Below are 17,549 nucleotides of genomic sequence, written 5' to 3'. Positions count from 1 at the left end.
CTCGATGCAGCTACTTTTTTAACCAAAAAAGGGTCGCTTGGTTTGAATAGTGTCGGTACAATTAAGGTATGCCATCCACTAAAGTTGTAGCTAAAGATGTCTTTGAAAACACAAATTACCTTGAGAACTGCTGTGGTTCTGCCATTCGTGATGATTTTTCTGTTCACTATGAGCGTAATGGTTTTCACTCAAAAGCAAAGCTACAAAGAGATGGTGAGTGATGTTAGTGCACGCCAACTAACATCACTTACTGACCATGTTCATCAAAGCCTGTCCAACTTTTTAGAAAAGCCATTTCACGCGAACCTCTCGCTCAGCCATAACATCGGCTACCACCACCTTTACCAAGCGGGAAACCTTAGCAAGGTCCAAGACTACATTCTTTATACGTTTTCAGACCATTTCACTGCTATACCTCAACTCGATGTGATCGGCTTTGGTTCTGAAGATGGTAACTATGTCGGTTTTCGTAAAGAAGCTAACAACGGCTATACCTTGATGGTACAAGACGAGCGTACTAGCGATCAGCTGGTCATTTACCGTGGAAGCAAGATCAGCGAAGACATTCGATCTGTGATTTCAGGTTACGACCCGAGAGTCCGCCCTTGGTACACACCCGTTTCGACGCAAAAAAAGGCTGTATGGTCGCCAATTTATGCCAATGCAGATGAACGCCAAGAGATCACCTTATCTGCCCTCGCCCCTATCTATGATGACAACGAATTCAAAGCCGTCGTCGTTAGCGACATTAAGATCAATACCTTCAATGCATTTCTCAAAGAACTCAAAGATAAAACGGATGCCTCTGTTTATATCATTGATAAACAGCAACGCTTGGTCGCTCACTCAGGCGGAGGTAGCGTGGTCTCTTGGGGAACAGGGAAAACCAATAAGGGCCAACGCTTACTGGCATCAGAGAGTGCTAACCCGGTAATACGTGAAAGTGCTAGCTACGTAGACCAATTTCACCTAATCGATAATTTGGGCGTGCAGCGCTTTAGCTTCCGCCTAGACAACGAACGATACTTCAACCAGATCACCCCTTATGAAGATGAGCACGGCATCACTTGGTTTATTGGTATGTCGATCCCTGAAAGCAACCTACTCGGTGAGTTACCTGAAAACCAAAGAAACAGTTGGTTGCTCGGGCTAGCGCTGAGTTGCATTGGTGTCATTGCTGGGTTAATTGCCTTTAATCGCGTAACCCAACCCATCACCTCAACAGCGGATGCGGCAAAGCGTCTTGCTAAAGGCGATTGGGACACGAGCATGCCAAAGACAGGGCATATCTATGAAACCAGCATGTTGGTGGAGTCATTCAATGAAATGGCCAACAACTTAAAGGCTTCCTTTCAAGCATTGCAGTCTCAGCTTACCTATGACTCATTAACCAAGCTATACAGCCGCGAAGGCTTTATCGACGCTGCCAAGAAAAACCCTGCAAACGAAAAAGGCACACTTTATTTAGTGGGTATTGATCGCTTCCGAGACATCAATGACAGCCTTGGTCATTACAATGGTGACCAATTGCTTATCATTGCGGCCGCTCGTTTAAGAGGCACATTGCCATCCGAGTACCTATTAGCTCGCACTGGCGGTGATGAATTCGCCATTTACGCCCCGAACGTCATCCAAAGCGAGGAAGCTCAACTACTGACGAATCGCTTGCTTCAAACCTTTGCTTCCCCATTTTCAATGGAATCAGAAAGTGTCGTCATTAAGGTATCGATGGGCGTCGTCGGTGTATCTAACGTCCACGACATTGCGCTATTGCTGCGTAGTAGTAGCATTGCTTTGAGCAACGCAAAACAGGACAAAGCTAGTGTCAGCATTTACAGCCCTGAGATGGGTAAAGCATCAAGACATCGCACTAAGATGCTGGCGCGGATGAACCGAGCGATTGAACTTCAACAGTTCGAACCCTTCTATCAACCTATTATTGATCTAGAATCCGGATCGACCATTGGGGCTGAAGCTTTAGCACGCTGGATAGCCGATGAAGGCGTAATTTCACCGCTTGAATTCATTCCTCTCGCTGAAGAGAGCGGGCTGATTTACGATATCGGCAAGCAAATTCTACATAAGTCGTGTCGAGATACTGCCATCGCGATTGAGTCAGGAAAATGGAGCAAGGACTTCTCTATTCACGTCAACCTGTCGGTCGATCAACTGAGTGAAAGTGGCTTTGTTGAACAAGTAAAAGGCACGCTACGTGACACCAAGCTACCAGCAAGTAACCTGACACTTGAGATCACTGAGTCACGCATCGTCGACAATGACCCAGCCATCATCGATAACATGCTGACGCTAAAAGCATTAGGCATCTCGATTGCAATTGATGACTTTGGTACCGGCTATTCGTCACTGGCTTATTTACACAAACTGCCATTTGATTGCTTAAAGATCGATCGTAGCTTCGTCAGCAAGCTCGAAAAAGAGAACCTAGACAGCTCAATCGTCGCGGCCATCGTTAACATCACCAAAGGTTTCAAAGTGAGCTTAGTGGCAGAAGGCGTTGAAACACAGCAACAGGCAGAACTCCTCAAGCAACTAAAATGCCCACTGGCTCAAGGCTTCTTATACAGTCGTCCAGTTCCGTTTGATCAGTGGCCAACCGATCTCATCAATGTTCAAAAGAATGCCAACGCTCAACCGAATAACGAAGCCAAACAAATGACCAAAAGTAAACAAAGCACCAAAAAGGGTGTCACCTAGTCAGGTAGAAAGTCTTCTGTTAGCAAGACACAGATACAAAAATGCCAGCATGATGCTGGCATTTTTTATGTTTTTATTCTCAATCGAACGATTAAATCACACGAGAGAACTGCTGTTGGCGAGCCTTAGCACGTAGGTATTTATCGAAACACATACAGATGTTACGAATCAGCAAACGGCCACGCAAAGTCACGCGGATTTCTTTGTCGTCGACTTCAACCAACTCATCGTTGATGAAGGTTTGCAGTAGCCCTAAATCTTCTTTGAAGTAACGATTAAAGTTAACCGAGAACTCAGATTCGATCATGGTTTTATCAAGCTTAAAGTTACAGATAAGCTGTTTGATCACTTCACGACGTAGAAGGTCATCACTGTCTAGAGCAACACCTTTCCAAAGCGCGTGGCGCAGGTCATTCACTTGAGCGTAGTACTTCTTCAGCTCTTTCTGGTTTTGAGCGTAAGCATCACCGACCATTGAGATAGCAGAAACACCGAAACCAATTAGGTCAGCTTCACCTTGGGTCGTGTAGCCTTGGAAGTTACGATGCAGAATACCTTCACGCTGTGCTACTGCTAGCTCGTCTTCAGGCAGAGCAAAGTGATCCATACCAATAAACTGGTAGCCCGCGCCCGTTAAAGTCTCAATGGTATCTTGGAGGATGGCCATTTTCTCTTTTGGTTCAGGTAGGTCTTCATCTTTAATCTTACGCTGCGCGGCAAACAGTTGCGGCATGTGTGCGTAGTTAAATACCGATAAACGACCCGGTTTCATTTCTAACACTTGCTTCAATGTTTCCGCGAACAAAGCTTGAGTCTGCTTTGGTAGGCCGTAGATCAAGTCAAGGTTGGTAGAACGGAAGCCTAGCTCTTTCGCACGTTTAACCATCGCAATGATGAACTCTTCATCTTGCTCACGGTTAACCAGTTTCTGCACTTCTTTATTGAAGTCTTGCACACCAATGCTCAGGCGATTGAAGCCTTCGTTACGCAGGTGGTCAAGTACGTCTAGCTCAATCTCACGCGGGTCAACTTCAATACTGATTTCAGCGTCAGCAGTGAAATTAAATTCCTCACGCAGAATCATCATCAAGCGAGTAATTTGTGTTTTGGTCAAGAACGTTGGCGTACCACCACCGAAGTGCAATTGCGTCACTTGACGGCCATTCAACAAAGAGGCGCGCTGGCGGATTTCATGTTCAATCACATCTAAGTACTCATCCGCTTTATGCGAGTGACGAGTAATGACTTTATTACAACCACAGTAGTAACAAAGCTTATGACAGAACGGGATATGCACGTAAAGAGAGAGTGGACGCTCAGGGTACTGAGTACACGCCATGTCGTAATCAGCGACGGTAAACGCTTCATGAAACTCCAACGCTGTTGGATATGAAGTGTAACGAGGTCCCGAATAGTTGTACTTGTTTAAGATCTCTTGATCCCAAACGATTTGCTGATTCGTTGTTACTGGCTTGCTCGACATAGCGGTAATTCCAATTTAGATCCGCGAGAACCTAAGGTCTCTCAAATCATTTTACATACATTAAAATATAGACGGGTTATTTTGCCACACGACCAGTAAGGTCGTTCCAAGACAAAATCAATTTTTCAGACAAAAACTCAGAACTGCTAGCTTGATCACTAACAAAGCGTCGGGATTAACGAGACGCAAAAGGTAAGAAGGCTCATTTAACATTGTCTATTAAAAGATAAGGCGACTTAAAAACAAGATGCATTTAAGATGAAAAGTCTTAAATGCATAGGTATTAAAAGCAGCGCGTCTAAAAACGGAATGTTAAACAAGCCTCTATATTTAAAAGTCTTAGTGACTAGATCATCTGAATGTTGATTTGGTTGTTGAGAGGCTTAACCTTCTCCTGCAACCTTTTCAAATCTTCAATGACCGCATCATTCAAGCGAGTCTCCGCCTTATGGCGTGTGAGATTCTGCTGCATGCGCTCTTTCTTCGTCAGTTCCTGCCTTCCGTCTCCGCGAGCCATATCTTTTACGATATGGTACAGCTCAAAAAGAGCAGGATACTCAGAATCAAAATCGACACGCTCATCACCCTGAACGTTATCCATAATGATACACACTCGGATACTGATCTCAGGTAAGTCACACTGGCCTTGAATACCCGCTAAGCACAAAGTATTTACGTTTTCGTAAATCGTCGCGTTACGTTTTTCAATGGCAAGTGCTTGATGCTGCTTTTGCAACTCCGTCTGCTTCTTCACTTGAAGTAGAAGGTAACCTGCGTAAGAGCCCAAGCCGAGAATGATAATTCCACCAGCAATTGCTAATAAGGTTACGTTCATTGGCTATTAACCTTTAAAGCTGTCTAAGTCGAAATCTTCGAATTGAGATAGCAAGTCTTCGTCAGAGCTTGCTTTCTTCTTAGAGACAACCGGCGCTTCTTCGAAGGTCTCTTCTTCATCGTCTTCTGGCTCTAGCAGACCTAGACGGCCCATTAGGTGCTCAATACGATCAAGTTTTTCATCAACGAACTTCTGTAGACCAGCACCTAGGTTTTCACCATTTTCGATACGATCTAACAATGTGTTCAGTTGAGCATCATTCTCAAGCATCTCTAACTCTTGTTCGTTAGATAGCTTACGCTCTTGTTTCGTCGGCTTCTTAGCCGGTTCAACAATCAGCGGAATTTTTTTCTTGCTGCCTAAACGAGGGTCACGATCTTGTGCAGCTTTACGCTGTCTCGCTTCGCTACCATCTGAGTGACGGCTGCCAGATTTAAGACCTTTGCGCTTTTTAACACGCTTGCGTTCACGACCTTCAACATCAGATTCACTACGGTTTCTTGTTACCATAGGTTCAGGAGCGCCAAGTGCTCCCGGCTTTCTTGATTTCTTACTACGACCCATTACTGCACTTTCCTCAGTAAAATTACATCACTTCCAAAAAATTCTAGTTCGAGCTTATCCCGCTCGGCCAAAAACTGGAATGTTTGACGACTAAAGAAGACGACATGTGTCGGGTCATTCTTATAGTGCCAACCAGCAAACGCATCTACGTCTATTACTAGCTTAGTCATAAGACCAATCCAGCCCTTGGGTTTAACTAAATTCAACCATTGCTGCCACACTTTGTCTGGGTGATAAAGGTGCTCTATCACTTCGGTAGCAGTCATAAAGTCATACGTTTTCTCCAACACAGAAGCCTCTGGATGGTAATAAATATCGTACAACTCCATGGTGTGTCCGGCTTCTTCTAACATAATAGATAGCGTAGGGCCTGGGCCACAACCAAAATCCAACCCTTGTGAGTTAGATGAAATTTTGTCTGTTAAGGGATCCGCGATGCGAGATAAAAAGCGGCGGTAGCCCGCATCACTAGGATCGTTCTCATGGAGATCATAGTGTGCTTTTTCTTCTTTTGCTTCTAACCTTTGTTCAGGTTTAACAAATACCAGCTCACATTGCTGACATTGTAGATACGCTCTACGTTTGTCTTCAAAATAGTGATTCACGCCTTGGTGATGGCATAAGGGACAAGTATACATAGCACATCCTTAAACAGGGATGCGAAACATACCAGAAACTGAGTTTATAGTGGAGGGGTATTGGGTGTTTTTTCATCAAATCAATAAAAAAAGCGATAGGAAAACCTATCGCTCTCTAAATCTGCCTATATCGGCCAAAATTTGTATACTCAACTTGGTACACAAATCTCCATTTGTTATTGGTGCTTTCCATGCCAAATTTATTTGTTGTTCATCGTCCTGATGAGTTTTGGCTATCCTTTTCTAACACCTTGTTGCTGGGCTGTCCTAGCCTGATCCGTTTCTGTCTATACCGTTAGACTAGATGACCATCCATATCTAAGTCAGCTCCTAGCTGATGGCGGTTACTTTACCGTGTTACAAAAAGACTACAAGAGTGCGACTTCACACTTTCGTACACAAATCGATCACACATTTATAAATTAGACATGAGATGAAAACGCATAAATAAAATCAATACAAAAGAAAACGCCCCAACCATTGCTGATTGGGGCGTCTCTTCAATTTTGCTCGAACGTACATTTCTTTGTTCTGGCTAAGAACAAGAAACCGACATATTAGTGTAAACCACCAACGTACTTCGATAAGGTATCAATATCTGCGTCTGTTAACTTTTTAGCTACATCACGCATCATCGCATTCATGTCGTTATTACGGCTACCATCGCGGAATTTCTCAAGTTGAGCCTTGATGTAATCTGCGTGTTGGCCTGAAATCTTAGGGAAACCAGAAAGCTCGGTACCGTTACCACGTGGACCGTGACAAGCAATACACGCCGTTACACCACGTTCTGCGTTACCAGCGGTGTAAAGAACCTTACCTTCATCTACAACATTTTCAGGTGTAGAGTTGTTCGAGATAGGTAGAGATGCGTAGTATGCCGCTAGGTCAGCCATATCTTCTTCAGATAAAGACATCGCCATTGCACCCATTACAGGTTCATTACGACCTTGCTTACCACCACTCGTCATACCGAGCTTAAGCTCTTTTAACTGCTTCTCTAGGTACTTCTCATGTTGACCAGCCAGCTTAGGGTACTGAGTGATCAGACTGTTGCCGTCAGCACCGTGGCAGGCAACACATGTTTGTGATTTGGCTTTACCAGCTTCAATACTACCTTGAGCCCATACTGAGCAGCTGGCTAAAAGACTCAAAATTAGCGCTAATTTCTTCATGACATTCCATTATAATTATCAAGCTTCCAGTACCACTCTATGTTGCCACTCATGGTACAATAGGCGACCTTATGCCGAGCACGGTTATTTTACACAAATTCACAAAAAAGTAATCAATCGACTACACAAAGTCGAGATGGAGTTAACAGTGAGCGTAAAAATTCATTATCAAAACACGCATTTCATTACCAGTGCACCTGATATTCGTCATTTACCAGAAGACGAAGGGATCGAAATTGCGTTTGCAGGACGCTCCAATGCTGGTAAATCTAGCGCGCTAAATCGCGTTACAAACCAAAAAGGCTTGGCGAAAACCAGTAAAACACCCGGTCGAACTCAGCTAATTAACCTATTTAAGGTAACGGACGGTTGTCATATCGTCGATTTACCAGGATATGGCTTTGCTCAAGTCCCGCTTGAGATGAAGAAAAAATGGCAGAAGTCGCTAGGCGAATACCTACAACGACGTGAAAGCCTGAAAGGTTTAGTGGTATTGATGGATATCCGTCACCCAATGAAAGACCTTGACCAACAAATGATCTACTGGGCTATCGATAGCCGCATCCCAGTACAAGTTTTGTTAACAAAAGCAGACAAACTGAAAAGTGGTGCGCGTAAAGCACAGCTACTGAAAATCCGTAATGATGCGAAATCTTTCGGTGGTGATGTTGCGGTTGATGTCTTCTCTTCAATGAAGGGTATCGGCGTTGATCAACTGCGTGCCAAGATGGATGAGTGGTTTGCCCCAGTATTTGCTGATCAAATCATTGATGAGCTAGCGGACGAAGAGCACAACGACTCAGAGTAGTTCTTCTATCTATAGCTTTATCTATAATTAGAAGTTAAAGCACTTACAGCAAGTGATTTAGCCTTATTAATACCCTTCCTTATATAGGTGGGGTATTTTTTTGCCCAAAAATTAGTGAGTTAAACCTAAGTCTTGAGAATTAAAGACAAGATTAATCAGTTAGAAACGAGAGAAGTGAACCATACTAAAAGACACATCTAAATAAACAGAACAATGAGAAAGGAATACTCATGTGGAAAACACCGTTGGCCATCATTGCACTCATGCTGGTCTCATTGACAGGGTTCGCCTCTGAAGCAGAACAAGAACAAGCCCCACTGATCAATGTTGATATGACCTTGGACTTGGATGGTATGGAAAAATACGCTCAAGATGCGAGTGAGTCTCTTGAGGTGATATCGCAATCTTTGCAGGCGATCGTCAACAACCCCAACCTTAGTGAAGACCAACAACAAGCTCTGAACCAAACCGTTGAAAGCATCAACAAGCTTGCGAGCTCTACCAAGACATCACTCAATCAACTCCCACAAGCCTTAGACCAATCTCGACTCGCCTTTAAAAAGACCAGTCAAATGCTGTTGGATGATATTCAGACCAAGATCATCATTGCGTTAGCAGGCGTTATCGCTGTCATTGTTATCGCTTTGACTGCCATCTACCTACTTATCCTAAAACCCATGCAGCAAACCTTGGTGAAAGCGACCAACAATATCTCTTCTATGGCGCAATCCATCCAAATCACCGCCGAAGCGCTGAAATACAGTACTAAGAAACAACAAGAAATCATGGATTACATTGAGCATTCACCCACTCAATACACTGATAAATAAGGTGTAAGCAATCAATCCTTTATCGGCAACTTGTAAAATAAAAGTTATTTTAAATGATAAAACAATCAAATTAGAGACGGATTTAAATTACCAAATGCTGATCGAGTTCCAGCTCTAAGGCAAATCAGGTGTTTATCACTGTGCTTGAGAAAGCGTAAGAAAAGACACTAAAAAGGGCGGGTTTACGGGAGTAATAGTAGGTTAGAAATATTTTTATTTCGCACAAGAAAAAACGCCCCAGTCAAATACTGACTGGGGCGGCTGAATCAGCCTAATCCAATAACGTGAAACAAAAGGTCTGAAAGATAGAACATCTTACCTCTGTACCCTACAAGATTTAATGTACAACAATTGCTCAGAAATGAAAACAATTTTTGTAGTTTTTTTTCATGAATGTTTTATTAAAACACTTAAATTCTTCTTACGGCTCAACTTTATTCGAGACAAAAAAAAGCCAGTGTTTGTGCACTGGCTCATACTAATTCACTCAATAAGGTCAAAAACTGATTAGTGGGCTTGATCCCAGTTGTCACCGTGGCCTGCTTCCGCGACTAACGGTACTTCTAGATTAGCGGCTGACTCCATCAATTGTTGTACTTTACTTTCAATTTCGGCTAAAGCTGACTCTTGAACTTCAAATACCAATTCATCGTGTACTTGCATCAATAGCTTCACACGACCATCGCCTTCCGCTTGAATCCATTCATCCACTAACAGCATCGCTTTCTTAATGATGTCTGCTGCCGTACCTTGCATCGGTGCATTGATCGCCGCACGTTCAGCGGCTTTACGACGCATGCCATTACGAGATTGGATTTCAGGCAGGTGCAAACGACGACCGTAAATGGTTTCAACGAAGCCTTGCTCTGAAGCCGCGCTGCGTGTGTCTTCCATATACTGCATTACGCCAGGGTAGCGTTCAAAGTAAGTGTCCATGTAGTGCTGTGCTTCACCACGAGGAATACCCAGTTGCTTAGCCAAGCCAAAGGCACTCATGCCGTAGATAAGGCCGAAGTTAACGGCTTTAGCACGACGACGCTGTTCAGTGGTAACTTGATCAATAGCCACGCCGATAATCTCAGCAGCCGTTGCCGCGTGAATATCTTTGCCTTGTTGGAACGCTTCCAACAGCGCTTTATCACCCGATAGGTGCGCCATGATACGCAATTCAATTTGAGAGTAATCGACCGCTAGGATCTTCCAACCATGTTGTGCAACGAATGCTTGGCGAATACGACGACCTTCTTCATTACGAATTGGGATATTTTGTAGGTTTGGATCAGTCGAAGACAAACGACCGGTTGCCGTTACCGCTTGGTGGTAAGAAGTATGAACGCGACCCGTTTCAGCGTTGATCATCTTCGGCAGTTTATCCGTGTAAGTAGACTTCAGTTTCGCAAGGCCACGATACTCAATGATCAGCTTAGGCAACGGGTAATCAAGGGCCAGCTCTTGCAACACTTCTTCGTTAGTTGAAGGCGCACCTGATGGCGTTTTCTTGATAACCGGTAGACCCATTTTTTCAAACAGGATCGCTTGCAGCTGTTTTGGCGAGTTCATGTTGAACTCTTGCTCTGCAATCTCGTAAGCTTTCTGCTCTAACTCATCCAGACGAACCGCAATCTCTTGTGATTGAGCCCCTAGCAGCATGTCATCGATGAATACGCCAGTACGCTCAATGCGAGACATCACAGGAATCAGTGGTACTTCGATTTCTTCATAGATGGTTTTAAGCTTTTCATCTTGCTCGATGTTTTCCATCAGGCGGTTATGCAGACGTAGTGTCACGTCAGCATCTTCTGCGGCGTACGGAGACGCTTCACCCAGCTCAATCTGGTTGAAAGTAAGTTGTTTCTTACCTTTACCTGCGATTTGCTCAAATGAGATGCAGCTATGCTGTAGGAAGCGTAGCGCTAGGCTGTCCATGTCGTGCTTGCCACCTACGCTATTGAAAACGTAAGAAGCCAACATAGTGTCGTGTTTGATGCCCTTCATCTCGATACCGTAGCGCGCTAGCACACTCATATCGTACTTCAGGTTTTGACCCACTTTTGCTTGAGTATCATCTTCAAGAATCGGCTTAAGCTGTTCAAGTACCCAATCTCGGTCCAGTTGCTGCGGTGCATCTAGGTAATCATGAGCAACCGGCACGTAAGCGGCAACGCCTTCTTCGGTTGCGAATGACAAGCCAACGAGGTTCGCGACCATGTAATCTAAGCTGTCTGTTTCAGTATCGAAAGCAAACAATTCAGCTGCTTTAAGCTTTTCTAGCCAAACATTGAATGACGCTTCATCTAGAATCGTTTCGTAGTTACTGCGATCAATTGTCACGGCAGACGTATTCATCTCCACGGTAGACGTTGCTGCAGAAGCACTGCTGCGTACCGCACCAGTTCCCGTTGCTGCAGATCTTTCATCCGCCTCAACCACACCACTGCCACCTTCAAGCAGCTCGTTCAACCAAGATTTGAAAACCAGTTGGCCGTATAGTTTGATCAGCTCGTCGATATTTGGCTGTGCTTTGACGAGTGACTCTGGTGTCTCTTCAAGTTCAACATCTAACTTAATCGTCGCAAGCTGGTAAGACATATCAGCATTGTCTTTATTATCAGCTAGCTTCTTAGCCATGGTTTTCGAACCACGGAAACCAAGCGCCGCAATGTCATCAAGATTTTGATACAACTTTTCGATACTACCGATACCTTGCAGCAATGCCGTCGCAGTCTTATCGCCAACACCTGGAATGCCCGGAATGTTATCCACTTTATCGCCCATCAACGCGAGATAATCGATAATAAGCTCAGGCGGAATACCAAACTTCTCAATAACACCTTCACGATCCATCACCACGTTGGTCATGGTGTTGATTAGGGTAACGTTGTCATCGACCAACTGCGCCATATCTTTATCACCGGTACTGATAAGCACAGGCATACCCATCGCAGAAGCTTGAGAAGCCAACGTACCAATCACGTCATCTGCTTCAACGCCAGGAATAGAGATAAGTGGCAAACCCATCGCACGAATCACATTGTGCAATGGTTCTATCTGGCAACGAAGATCGTCAGGCATAGGTGGGCGGTTTGCTTTGTACTCTGGGTACATATCATCACGGAACGTTTTCCCTTTCGCATCAAAAATAACCGCAATACGATCAGAAGCAAATTGACGCATCATGCTGCGTAGCATGTTAACCACACCATAAACAGCATTCGTTGGGATATCACCATTGCTCATGGTGCCAGGGTAAGCATGGAACGCGCGATATAGGTAAGAAGAGCCATCGATCAGAATCAATGGATTATCAGGAATACGAGCCATAATGTTTGTGAATCCAGTAAGTACAGAAATTATCTGTTAAGAATGCCACGTCTGTTGGTTGGATTCTACGTTGTCGATCTGTATCCGTTCACTCGGTTGTGTTCGTAATAATCGATTTGTTGTTATTTTTTGTTCTTAGACACAAGCGTTCTGTGGATAACTCTGTTTATATTATTTACCCACCCTGTTGAGAACTAAGGTAAACCACCGAAAAAATGCAAATAAACCACTGAAAATAAACGATAAAATTACAGATCGAACATATGATCAACGATCTTTTCTCGATCTTGCATTGTGGAAAAGAATGCTGATGGCGTTTTATTCATAAAAAAACGTGCCACTAAATATGCATCTTGTTGAAATGGAGGTATAAAAAAAGCGACACCCGAAGATGTCGCCTAGCAAAAACCGGTAAAGCCATTCAAATTGAATACCACAGCTTTACCTAAAAGCTATAAATTACACTGGAAGCAATGTGAGCAATGTCGTGTCAAAAAGAACTTAGTACAAGTTCGCGAGAATTCTGTTGGGTAACCAAGTAAATACTTGAGTACTTAACATCCTTGTGAACATTTCCTCATTCCCTAAGACGAAGTTAATAATAATGATTCTCATTTAATAGTCAACACTTAAATGATAATAAATCTCATTTAATTTATAAACCGTTAGCCACAGTGCTCAAATTTGCTTCAGAAAATGAATTCTATGGGAATTAATGTCTTCTTTTTCTTCTAATTTTTCGATTAGGTAACCGTTTTTCAATAACAGACGCAGCATCGCGGGAAACAGGTTACGAGATTTCACTTTCAGCTGTTGGTAGCCCTGTTGCTTCACCCACTGTTCTTGAATATCTAATTGCGCCTGTGCAACACCTTTATTCCTTGCGATCGGTAACACGCCCCCAAACCAGCTGTAAAACGTGTTTTCATCCAATTCATAACCGATCTTAAAACCCAGTAACACACCCGCCTCTTCAGCAACGAGGATCAGGCTTGTTTTACCCGCTAGTCGCTCCGATAAAGACGCTACACTCTCTTTTCTGGCGAACTCGGTAATCTGTTCAACAACAGAAACAACCTCTTCTAATGAGCCTTCACGCACAATGACAGACATCTTGTTTCATCCTCATAAAACAAAAGGGCTGGCACAACGGCCAACCCTTTGGTGATCATATGGTTTGCTTGATCGTACTTACTTGCCTTGCAAGTGCTCAGCAGCTTGTGCGTTATCTTCAGCAAGCCACTCTGCGACATCTTTAGCGAAATACGTCAGGATGCCATCAGCGCCAGCACGCTTAAAGCACAACAGTGATTCCATTACGGTTTCGCGCTCTTTCAGCCAGCCGTTTTGAATCGCCGCTTTGTGCATCGCGTATTCACCAGACACTTGGTAAGCAAACGTAGGCGCTTGCAGTTCGTGCTTAACACGACGAACAATATCAAGGTAAGGCATGCCTGGTTTCACCATCACCATGTCCGCACCTTCATTAAGATCCATCGCGACTTCATGAATCGCTTCATCGCTGTTGGCTGGATCCATCTGGTAGTTCTTCTTGTTACCGCCTTTCAGGTTCGAAGCACTGCCAACTGCATCACGGAATGGGCCGTAGTAGCACGATGCATATTTTGCAGAGTACGCCATGATTTGAGTATGAATGTAGCCAGCTTCTTCTAGCGCTTCACGGATTTTACCAATACGGCCATCCATCATATCTGACGGTGCAACCACATCAGCACCCGCTTCAGCATGAGACAGAGCCTGCTTGATTAAGACTTCAGTCGTCTCGTCATTCATCACGTAACCATCTTCATCGATGATGCCGTCTTGACCATGAGTAGTGAACGGATCCAGTGCTACGTCAGTAATCACACCCATATTTGGCACGTGCTCTTTGAGTAAGCGTACTGCTCGTTGTACCAAACCTTCTGAGTTATGAGCTTCAGCCGCGCATAAACTTTTAGCATCTTGGTTCACTACCGGAAACAGAGCAATTGCAGGAACACCCAATTTTGATAGGTAATCCGCTTCCTCAAGCATAAGATCGATAGACAGGCGTTCAACACCTGGCATTGACTCGACAGGTTCACGACGCTCTTTACCCATAAGAATAAACATTGGGTAGATGAGGTCATCCACAGACAATTGATTTTCTGCCATTAGGCGACGGCTAAAGTCGTGCTTACGCATACGGCGCATACGACGACCTGGGAATTGACCTTGAATTGAAACAGACACTAGATTCTCCTTGCCTAGTCTAAGCACCAAAATGCTCAGATATGAAAGTGCTAAATACAGGCAAAAGCATATCACTGATGGCTCAGGACGCTAACAGTAAAATATAAAACCCACTCAAAAACAGGGATAAATGGCAAAAAATGACCTTCTCCTCACACTGCCGTATACTCATGACAACTCAGAAAAGACCGCTTTCAGGACACAACAATGATCGACACCCATGCCCATATTTACGCGAGCGAATTCGATGAAGACCGCGAACAAGTCGTGCAACGCGCGCTTGCTCAAGGTATTGATACCATTCTGCTGCCGAACATCGATTTAGAATCTATCGAGCCAATGCTCGCGACGGAAGCTCAGTTTCCTGAGGTGTGTCGTTCAATGATGGGCTTACACCCTTGTTATGTGGATGCGAATATCGAGCAAACCCTCAAAACCATTCGAGCTTGGTTTGATAAACATGACTTTATCGCGGTGGGTGAGATTGGTATCGACTTGTACTGGGATAAAACCTTTAAGGCTGAACAAGAGATGGCTTTCGTGACTCAACTACAATGGGCAAAAGAGCTCGATCTACCTGTGGTGATCCACACTCGTGATTCCATTGAAGAGACACTTGCTCTGCTTCGTAAAGAGCAAGATGGCAGCTTACGCGGCGTATTCCACTGTTTTGGCAGTAGCTTAGAGGAAGCCCAAGCGATCAACGAGCTAGGCTTTCATTTAGGTTTAGGCGGCGTATCGACCTTTAAGAACTCGGGGATGGATAAGGTGATTCCACATCTTGATATGAATTACGTCATCCTAGAGACAGATTGCCCATACTTAGCACCAACACCGAATCGCGGTAAACGCAACGAGCCCGCGTACACTGAACTGGTGGCAAAACGCATCGCTGAATTACGCGGAATTACCCTTGAAGAAGTCGAAAATATAACCACCATCAATGCTAAATCATTGTTTAATCTATGACGAATCTATTAATAAGTAATTATTACGGATTTATCCTCAATTTATTTGAGAAAACAAGGTGATATGTATACTATCAACCGCCTGCATATGGAGGTAGTTGATTATGTGTGATCATTCACAACACTTACAACGTCAACATCGAACTCTATGGCATAAAATTTGGGGCATCAAAGAGCTCTATATATGTCAGAACTGTGGTTATCAGTTAAAGATTCGATAAACAGACATAATAAAAAAGCGGCCTAGGGCCGCTTTTTTATTATGTGATTTTTACTGAAGAACTCTAACGATCATGCTCATCCGTAATGACTACGGCTTTTATAGCATCTGCGAACATGGCATCTGTGAATTAAGCATCTACGAATTAAGACTCCGCTTCTTCCTCTTCATCCGCATCTGGTTTACGCACATAGAAACGCGCGAAGAACAGACCAATCTCAAACAGAATACACATTGGAATCGCCAACAGTGTCTGCGAAATCATATCAGGCGGCGTTAGCATCATACCGACAATAAACGCGCCCACAACAATGTAAGGACGCTTCTCTGCCAGTTCTTTAGGTGTCGTTGCACCCGTCCAACATAGCAAGATAATGGCGACTGGCACTTCAAAAGCGATACCAAAGGCAAAGAACAGCGCGAGCACAAAATCAAGATAACTCGATATGTCGGTTGCGAACTCTACTCCCCCTAATGATATGGCGGTAAAAAAGCCAAATACCAACGGGAATACAATGAAGTAAGCGAACGCCACACCACAGTAAAACAACAATGAGCTTGAAGCCAATAACGGCATGATCAAGCGCTTCTCATGCTTGTATAAGCCCGGAGCGACAAAAGCCCACACCTGATACAAAATAAACGGAACCGCGAGGAATATAGACGCGATCAAGGTCAGTTTTAAGGGTGTGAAAAATGGTGACGCTACATCAGTTGCGATCATCGTCGCGCCTTCAGGTAAGCGATCTACCAAAGGTGCAGAGACGAACTCATAAATATCATTAGCGAAATAAATTAGCCCAACAAACACCACCAGAACAGCAACAATCGCGCGTAATAGGCGATTACGCAGTTCTAGAAGATGGCTAATTAAAGGCTGTGTCTGCTCAGTCGAAGACATGTCAAACCTCTTAAACAGGAAGATCGAAAAGGAGCCGCGTGTATCTATCCAGTTGAATTGGTATCCACTTGAATAGTTATTTACTTAAATAGCTGTCTACTTAAATAACTACATAAGTATCTGGCGACTCCTCCTTGCGAGACTATTCGGCTTTCTTATCTGACGGTGCTGAAGCTTCACTGTTGACCTGAATGGTTTCAGATTCCACAGTTTCCGTGACACTAGGTTCAGTCTCACTCGGCTTATCAGACTCAGGCTTAGCATACGGGCGTTGAACTTGAGCAGCGGCCTGCTTAAGTTCATCAACTGATGCTTTTAGGTCTGGAGATAAATCTTCCATACCCATTTTTTCCGCCTTGCGTAGGTTTTCTTGCAGCTCTTGCACCTTAAGCTCGTGAGAAAGTTCATCTTTCACACTGTTTGCCATGCTTTTCGCTTGTCCAACAAACTTGGAAATACTGCGAATCGCCACAGGTAAACGCTCAGGTCCTAAAACGACTAACCCAACGACAGATATTAATACCAGTTCCCAAAAACCGATATCAAACACGATTTACGCCTGCTCTTTGTCTTTCTTTGTTTCAGCAGTCGTTTCAGCGCTAGCTTCTTTCTTCTGCTGTTCAATGTTCTTTGGTTCAAAGTCTGCGTCTTTCTTATCTGCAGGCTTATCTTCATCGCTCATTGCTTTTTTGAAGCCTTTCACCGCTGAACCTAAGTCACCGCCCATACCGCGCAGTTTCTTCGTTCCGAAAAGTAAAATTACAATCACAGCAATGATTAGAAGTTGCCAAATACTGATACCACCCATTGTCATTGTCCTCGGGTCTGTCTACACATAAAAAATATTAAGGGAGTC

Annotated in this window: 16 protein-coding genes; 4 read left to right on the top strand and 12 right to left on the bottom strand. The window is 44.0% G+C overall.

Features of this window, described 5'->3' with window-relative positions; genetic code table 11:
- Positions 1 to 96 precede the first annotated feature (96 nt).
- Positions 97 to 2,715 (top strand): bifunctional diguanylate cyclase/phosphodiesterase, encoded by a 2,619-nt coding sequence (locus tag AACU28_RS23890; protein WP_102497584.1) that lies wholly within the window; start codon positions 97 to 99, stop codon positions 2,713 to 2,715.
- A 91-nt stretch (positions 2,716 to 2,806) separates the two neighbouring features.
- On the opposite strand, the gene hemN is transcribed toward AACU28_RS23890, so the two are convergent.
- The 5 genes from hemN to AACU28_RS23865 all read right to left on the bottom strand — a co-directional run bounded on the left by hemN (position 2,807) and on the right by AACU28_RS23865 (position 7,410).
- Positions 2,807 to 4,198 carry an oxygen-independent coproporphyrinogen III oxidase gene (hemN, locus tag AACU28_RS23885; protein WP_017095620.1) on the bottom strand — a complete coding sequence of 464 codons (1,392 nt, stop codon included), beginning with the start codon at positions 4,196 to 4,198 and terminating at the stop codon, positions 2,807 to 2,809.
- Between the two features lie 346 nt (positions 4,199 to 4,544).
- Positions 4,545 to 5,033: a DUF2489 domain-containing protein gene (locus tag AACU28_RS23880; protein WP_102566163.1), complete on the bottom strand. Its 489-nt coding sequence runs from the start codon at positions 5,031 to 5,033 to the stop codon at positions 4,545 to 4,547.
- A 6-nt stretch (positions 5,034 to 5,039) separates the two neighbouring features.
- Positions 5,040 to 5,597, bottom strand: coding sequence for a Der GTPase-activating protein YihI (gene yihI / locus AACU28_RS23875; RefSeq protein ID WP_121603665.1), 558 nt, complete (start codon positions 5,595 to 5,597; stop codon positions 5,040 to 5,042).
- A complete protein-coding gene (locus AACU28_RS23870; RefSeq protein ID WP_102284758.1) occupies positions 5,597 to 6,235 on the bottom strand; it encodes a class I SAM-dependent methyltransferase in 639 nt (212 codons plus the stop codon). Before AACU28_RS23870 ends, yihI begins: the two co-directional genes overlap by 1 nt.
- 557 nt (positions 6,236 to 6,792) lie before the next feature.
- Positions 6,793 to 7,410 carry a c-type cytochrome gene (locus AACU28_RS23865; protein WP_065113320.1) on the bottom strand — a complete coding sequence of 206 codons (618 nt, stop codon included), beginning with the start codon at positions 7,408 to 7,410 and terminating at the stop codon, positions 6,793 to 6,795.
- A gap of 148 nt (positions 7,411 to 7,558) precedes the next feature.
- Between AACU28_RS23865 and yihA the strand changes: the two genes are divergently transcribed.
- Both yihA and AACU28_RS23855 read left to right on the top strand, forming a co-directional pair.
- A complete protein-coding gene (gene yihA, locus AACU28_RS23860) occupies positions 7,559 to 8,218 on the top strand; it encodes a ribosome biogenesis GTP-binding protein YihA/YsxC (RefSeq protein ID WP_004735573.1) in 660 nt (219 codons plus the stop codon).
- 230 nt (positions 8,219 to 8,448) lie between these two features.
- Entirely contained in the window at positions 8,449 to 9,048 is a 600-nt protein-coding gene (locus AACU28_RS23855; protein ID WP_121603664.1) for a GTP-binding protein, read from the top strand.
- Positions 9,049 to 9,314: 266 nt separating this feature from the next.
- Here AACU28_RS23855 and AACU28_RS24600 read toward each other — a convergent pair whose 3' ends face one another.
- The 4 genes from AACU28_RS24600 to hemB all read right to left on the bottom strand — a co-directional run bounded on the left by AACU28_RS24600 (position 9,315) and on the right by hemB (position 14,604).
- A complete protein-coding gene (locus tag AACU28_RS24600; RefSeq protein ID WP_438356636.1) occupies positions 9,315 to 9,362 on the bottom strand; it encodes a hypothetical protein in 48 nt (15 codons plus the stop codon).
- Between the two features lie 193 nt (positions 9,363 to 9,555).
- Positions 9,556 to 12,369: a DNA polymerase I gene (polA, locus tag AACU28_RS23850; RefSeq protein ID WP_121603663.1), complete on the bottom strand. Its 2,814-nt coding sequence runs from the start codon at positions 12,367 to 12,369 to the stop codon at positions 9,556 to 9,558.
- A gap of 678 nt (positions 12,370 to 13,047) precedes the next feature.
- Positions 13,048 to 13,482 (bottom strand): GNAT family N-acetyltransferase, encoded by a 435-nt coding sequence (locus AACU28_RS23845; protein ID WP_121603662.1) that lies wholly within the window; start codon positions 13,480 to 13,482, stop codon positions 13,048 to 13,050.
- 78 nt (positions 13,483 to 13,560) lie between these two features.
- Positions 13,561 to 14,604, bottom strand: a complete 1,044-nt coding sequence (gene hemB / locus AACU28_RS23840) for a porphobilinogen synthase (RefSeq protein ID WP_004735569.1) — start codon at positions 14,602 to 14,604, stop codon at positions 13,561 to 13,563.
- A gap of 207 nt (positions 14,605 to 14,811) precedes the next feature.
- On the opposite strand from hemB, the gene AACU28_RS23835 reads away from it, so the two are divergent.
- Complete coding sequence (locus tag AACU28_RS23835; protein WP_017079345.1) at positions 14,812 to 15,573, top strand: TatD family hydrolase; 762 nt, start codon at positions 14,812 to 14,814, stop codon at positions 15,571 to 15,573.
- 364 nt (positions 15,574 to 15,937) lie between these two features.
- On the opposite strand, the gene tatC is transcribed toward AACU28_RS23835, so the two are convergent.
- The 3 genes from tatC to tatA all read right to left on the bottom strand — a co-directional run bounded on the left by tatC (position 15,938) and on the right by tatA (position 17,501).
- Positions 15,938 to 16,693, bottom strand: coding sequence for a twin-arginine translocase subunit TatC (tatC, locus tag AACU28_RS23830; protein ID WP_004735567.1), 756 nt, complete (start codon positions 16,691 to 16,693; stop codon positions 15,938 to 15,940).
- Positions 16,694 to 16,835: 142 nt separating this feature from the next.
- A complete protein-coding gene (tatB, locus tag AACU28_RS23825; protein WP_004735566.1) occupies positions 16,836 to 17,243 on the bottom strand; it encodes a Sec-independent protein translocase protein TatB in 408 nt (135 codons plus the stop codon).
- Between the two features lie 3 nt (positions 17,244 to 17,246).
- Positions 17,247 to 17,501, bottom strand: coding sequence for a Sec-independent protein translocase subunit TatA (gene tatA / locus AACU28_RS23820; protein WP_004735565.1), 255 nt, complete (start codon positions 17,499 to 17,501; stop codon positions 17,247 to 17,249).
- Between the last annotated feature and the right edge of the window lie 48 nt (positions 17,502 to 17,549).

It is taken from the genome of Vibrio sp. SBT000027 (assembly GCF_963894355.1).
Taxonomy (GTDB): Bacteria; Pseudomonadota; Gammaproteobacteria; order Enterobacterales; family Vibrionaceae; genus Vibrio; species Vibrio splendidus.
The sequence above is the reverse complement of the archived record's forward strand: the minus strand, read 5'-3'. Positions and strand labels throughout refer to the sequence as shown.

Bases quoted from the DNA above. Each gene is read 5' to 3' on its own strand.
- tatA (WP_004735565.1), bottom strand. From the start codon at position 17,501: ATGGGTGGTATCAGTATTTGGCAACTTCTAATCATTGCTGTGATTGTA.
- yihI (WP_121603665.1), bottom strand. From the start codon at position 5,597: ATGGGTCGTAGTAAGAAATCAAGAAAGCCGGGAGCACTTGGCGCTCCT.
- AACU28_RS23845 (WP_121603662.1), bottom strand. From the start codon at position 13,482: ATGTCTGTCATTGTGCGTGAAGGCTCATTAGAAGAGGTTGTTTCTGTT.
- polA (WP_121603663.1), bottom strand. From the start codon at position 12,369: ATGGCTCGTATTCCTGATAATCCATTGATTCTGATCGATGGCTCTTCT.
- AACU28_RS23835 (WP_017079345.1), top strand. From the start codon at position 14,812: ATGATCGACACCCATGCCCATATTTACGCGAGCGAATTCGATGAAGAC.
- tatC (WP_004735567.1), bottom strand. From the start codon at position 16,693: ATGTCTTCGACTGAGCAGACACAGCCTTTAATTAGCCATCTTCTAGAA.
- AACU28_RS23855 (WP_121603664.1), top strand. From the start codon at position 8,449: ATGTGGAAAACACCGTTGGCCATCATTGCACTCATGCTGGTCTCATTG.
- hemN (WP_017095620.1), bottom strand. From the start codon at position 4,198: ATGTCGAGCAAGCCAGTAACAACGAATCAGCAAATCGTTTGGGATCAA.
- AACU28_RS23865 (WP_065113320.1), bottom strand. From the start codon at position 7,410: ATGAAGAAATTAGCGCTAATTTTGAGTCTTTTAGCCAGCTGCTCAGTA.
- AACU28_RS23880 (WP_102566163.1), bottom strand. From the start codon at position 5,033: ATGAACGTAACCTTATTAGCAATTGCTGGTGGAATTATCATTCTCGGC.
- AACU28_RS23870 (WP_102284758.1), bottom strand. From the start codon at position 6,235: ATGTATACTTGTCCCTTATGCCATCACCAAGGCGTGAATCACTATTTT.
- AACU28_RS23890 (WP_102497584.1), top strand. From the start codon at position 97: ATGTCTTTGAAAACACAAATTACCTTGAGAACTGCTGTGGTTCTGCCA.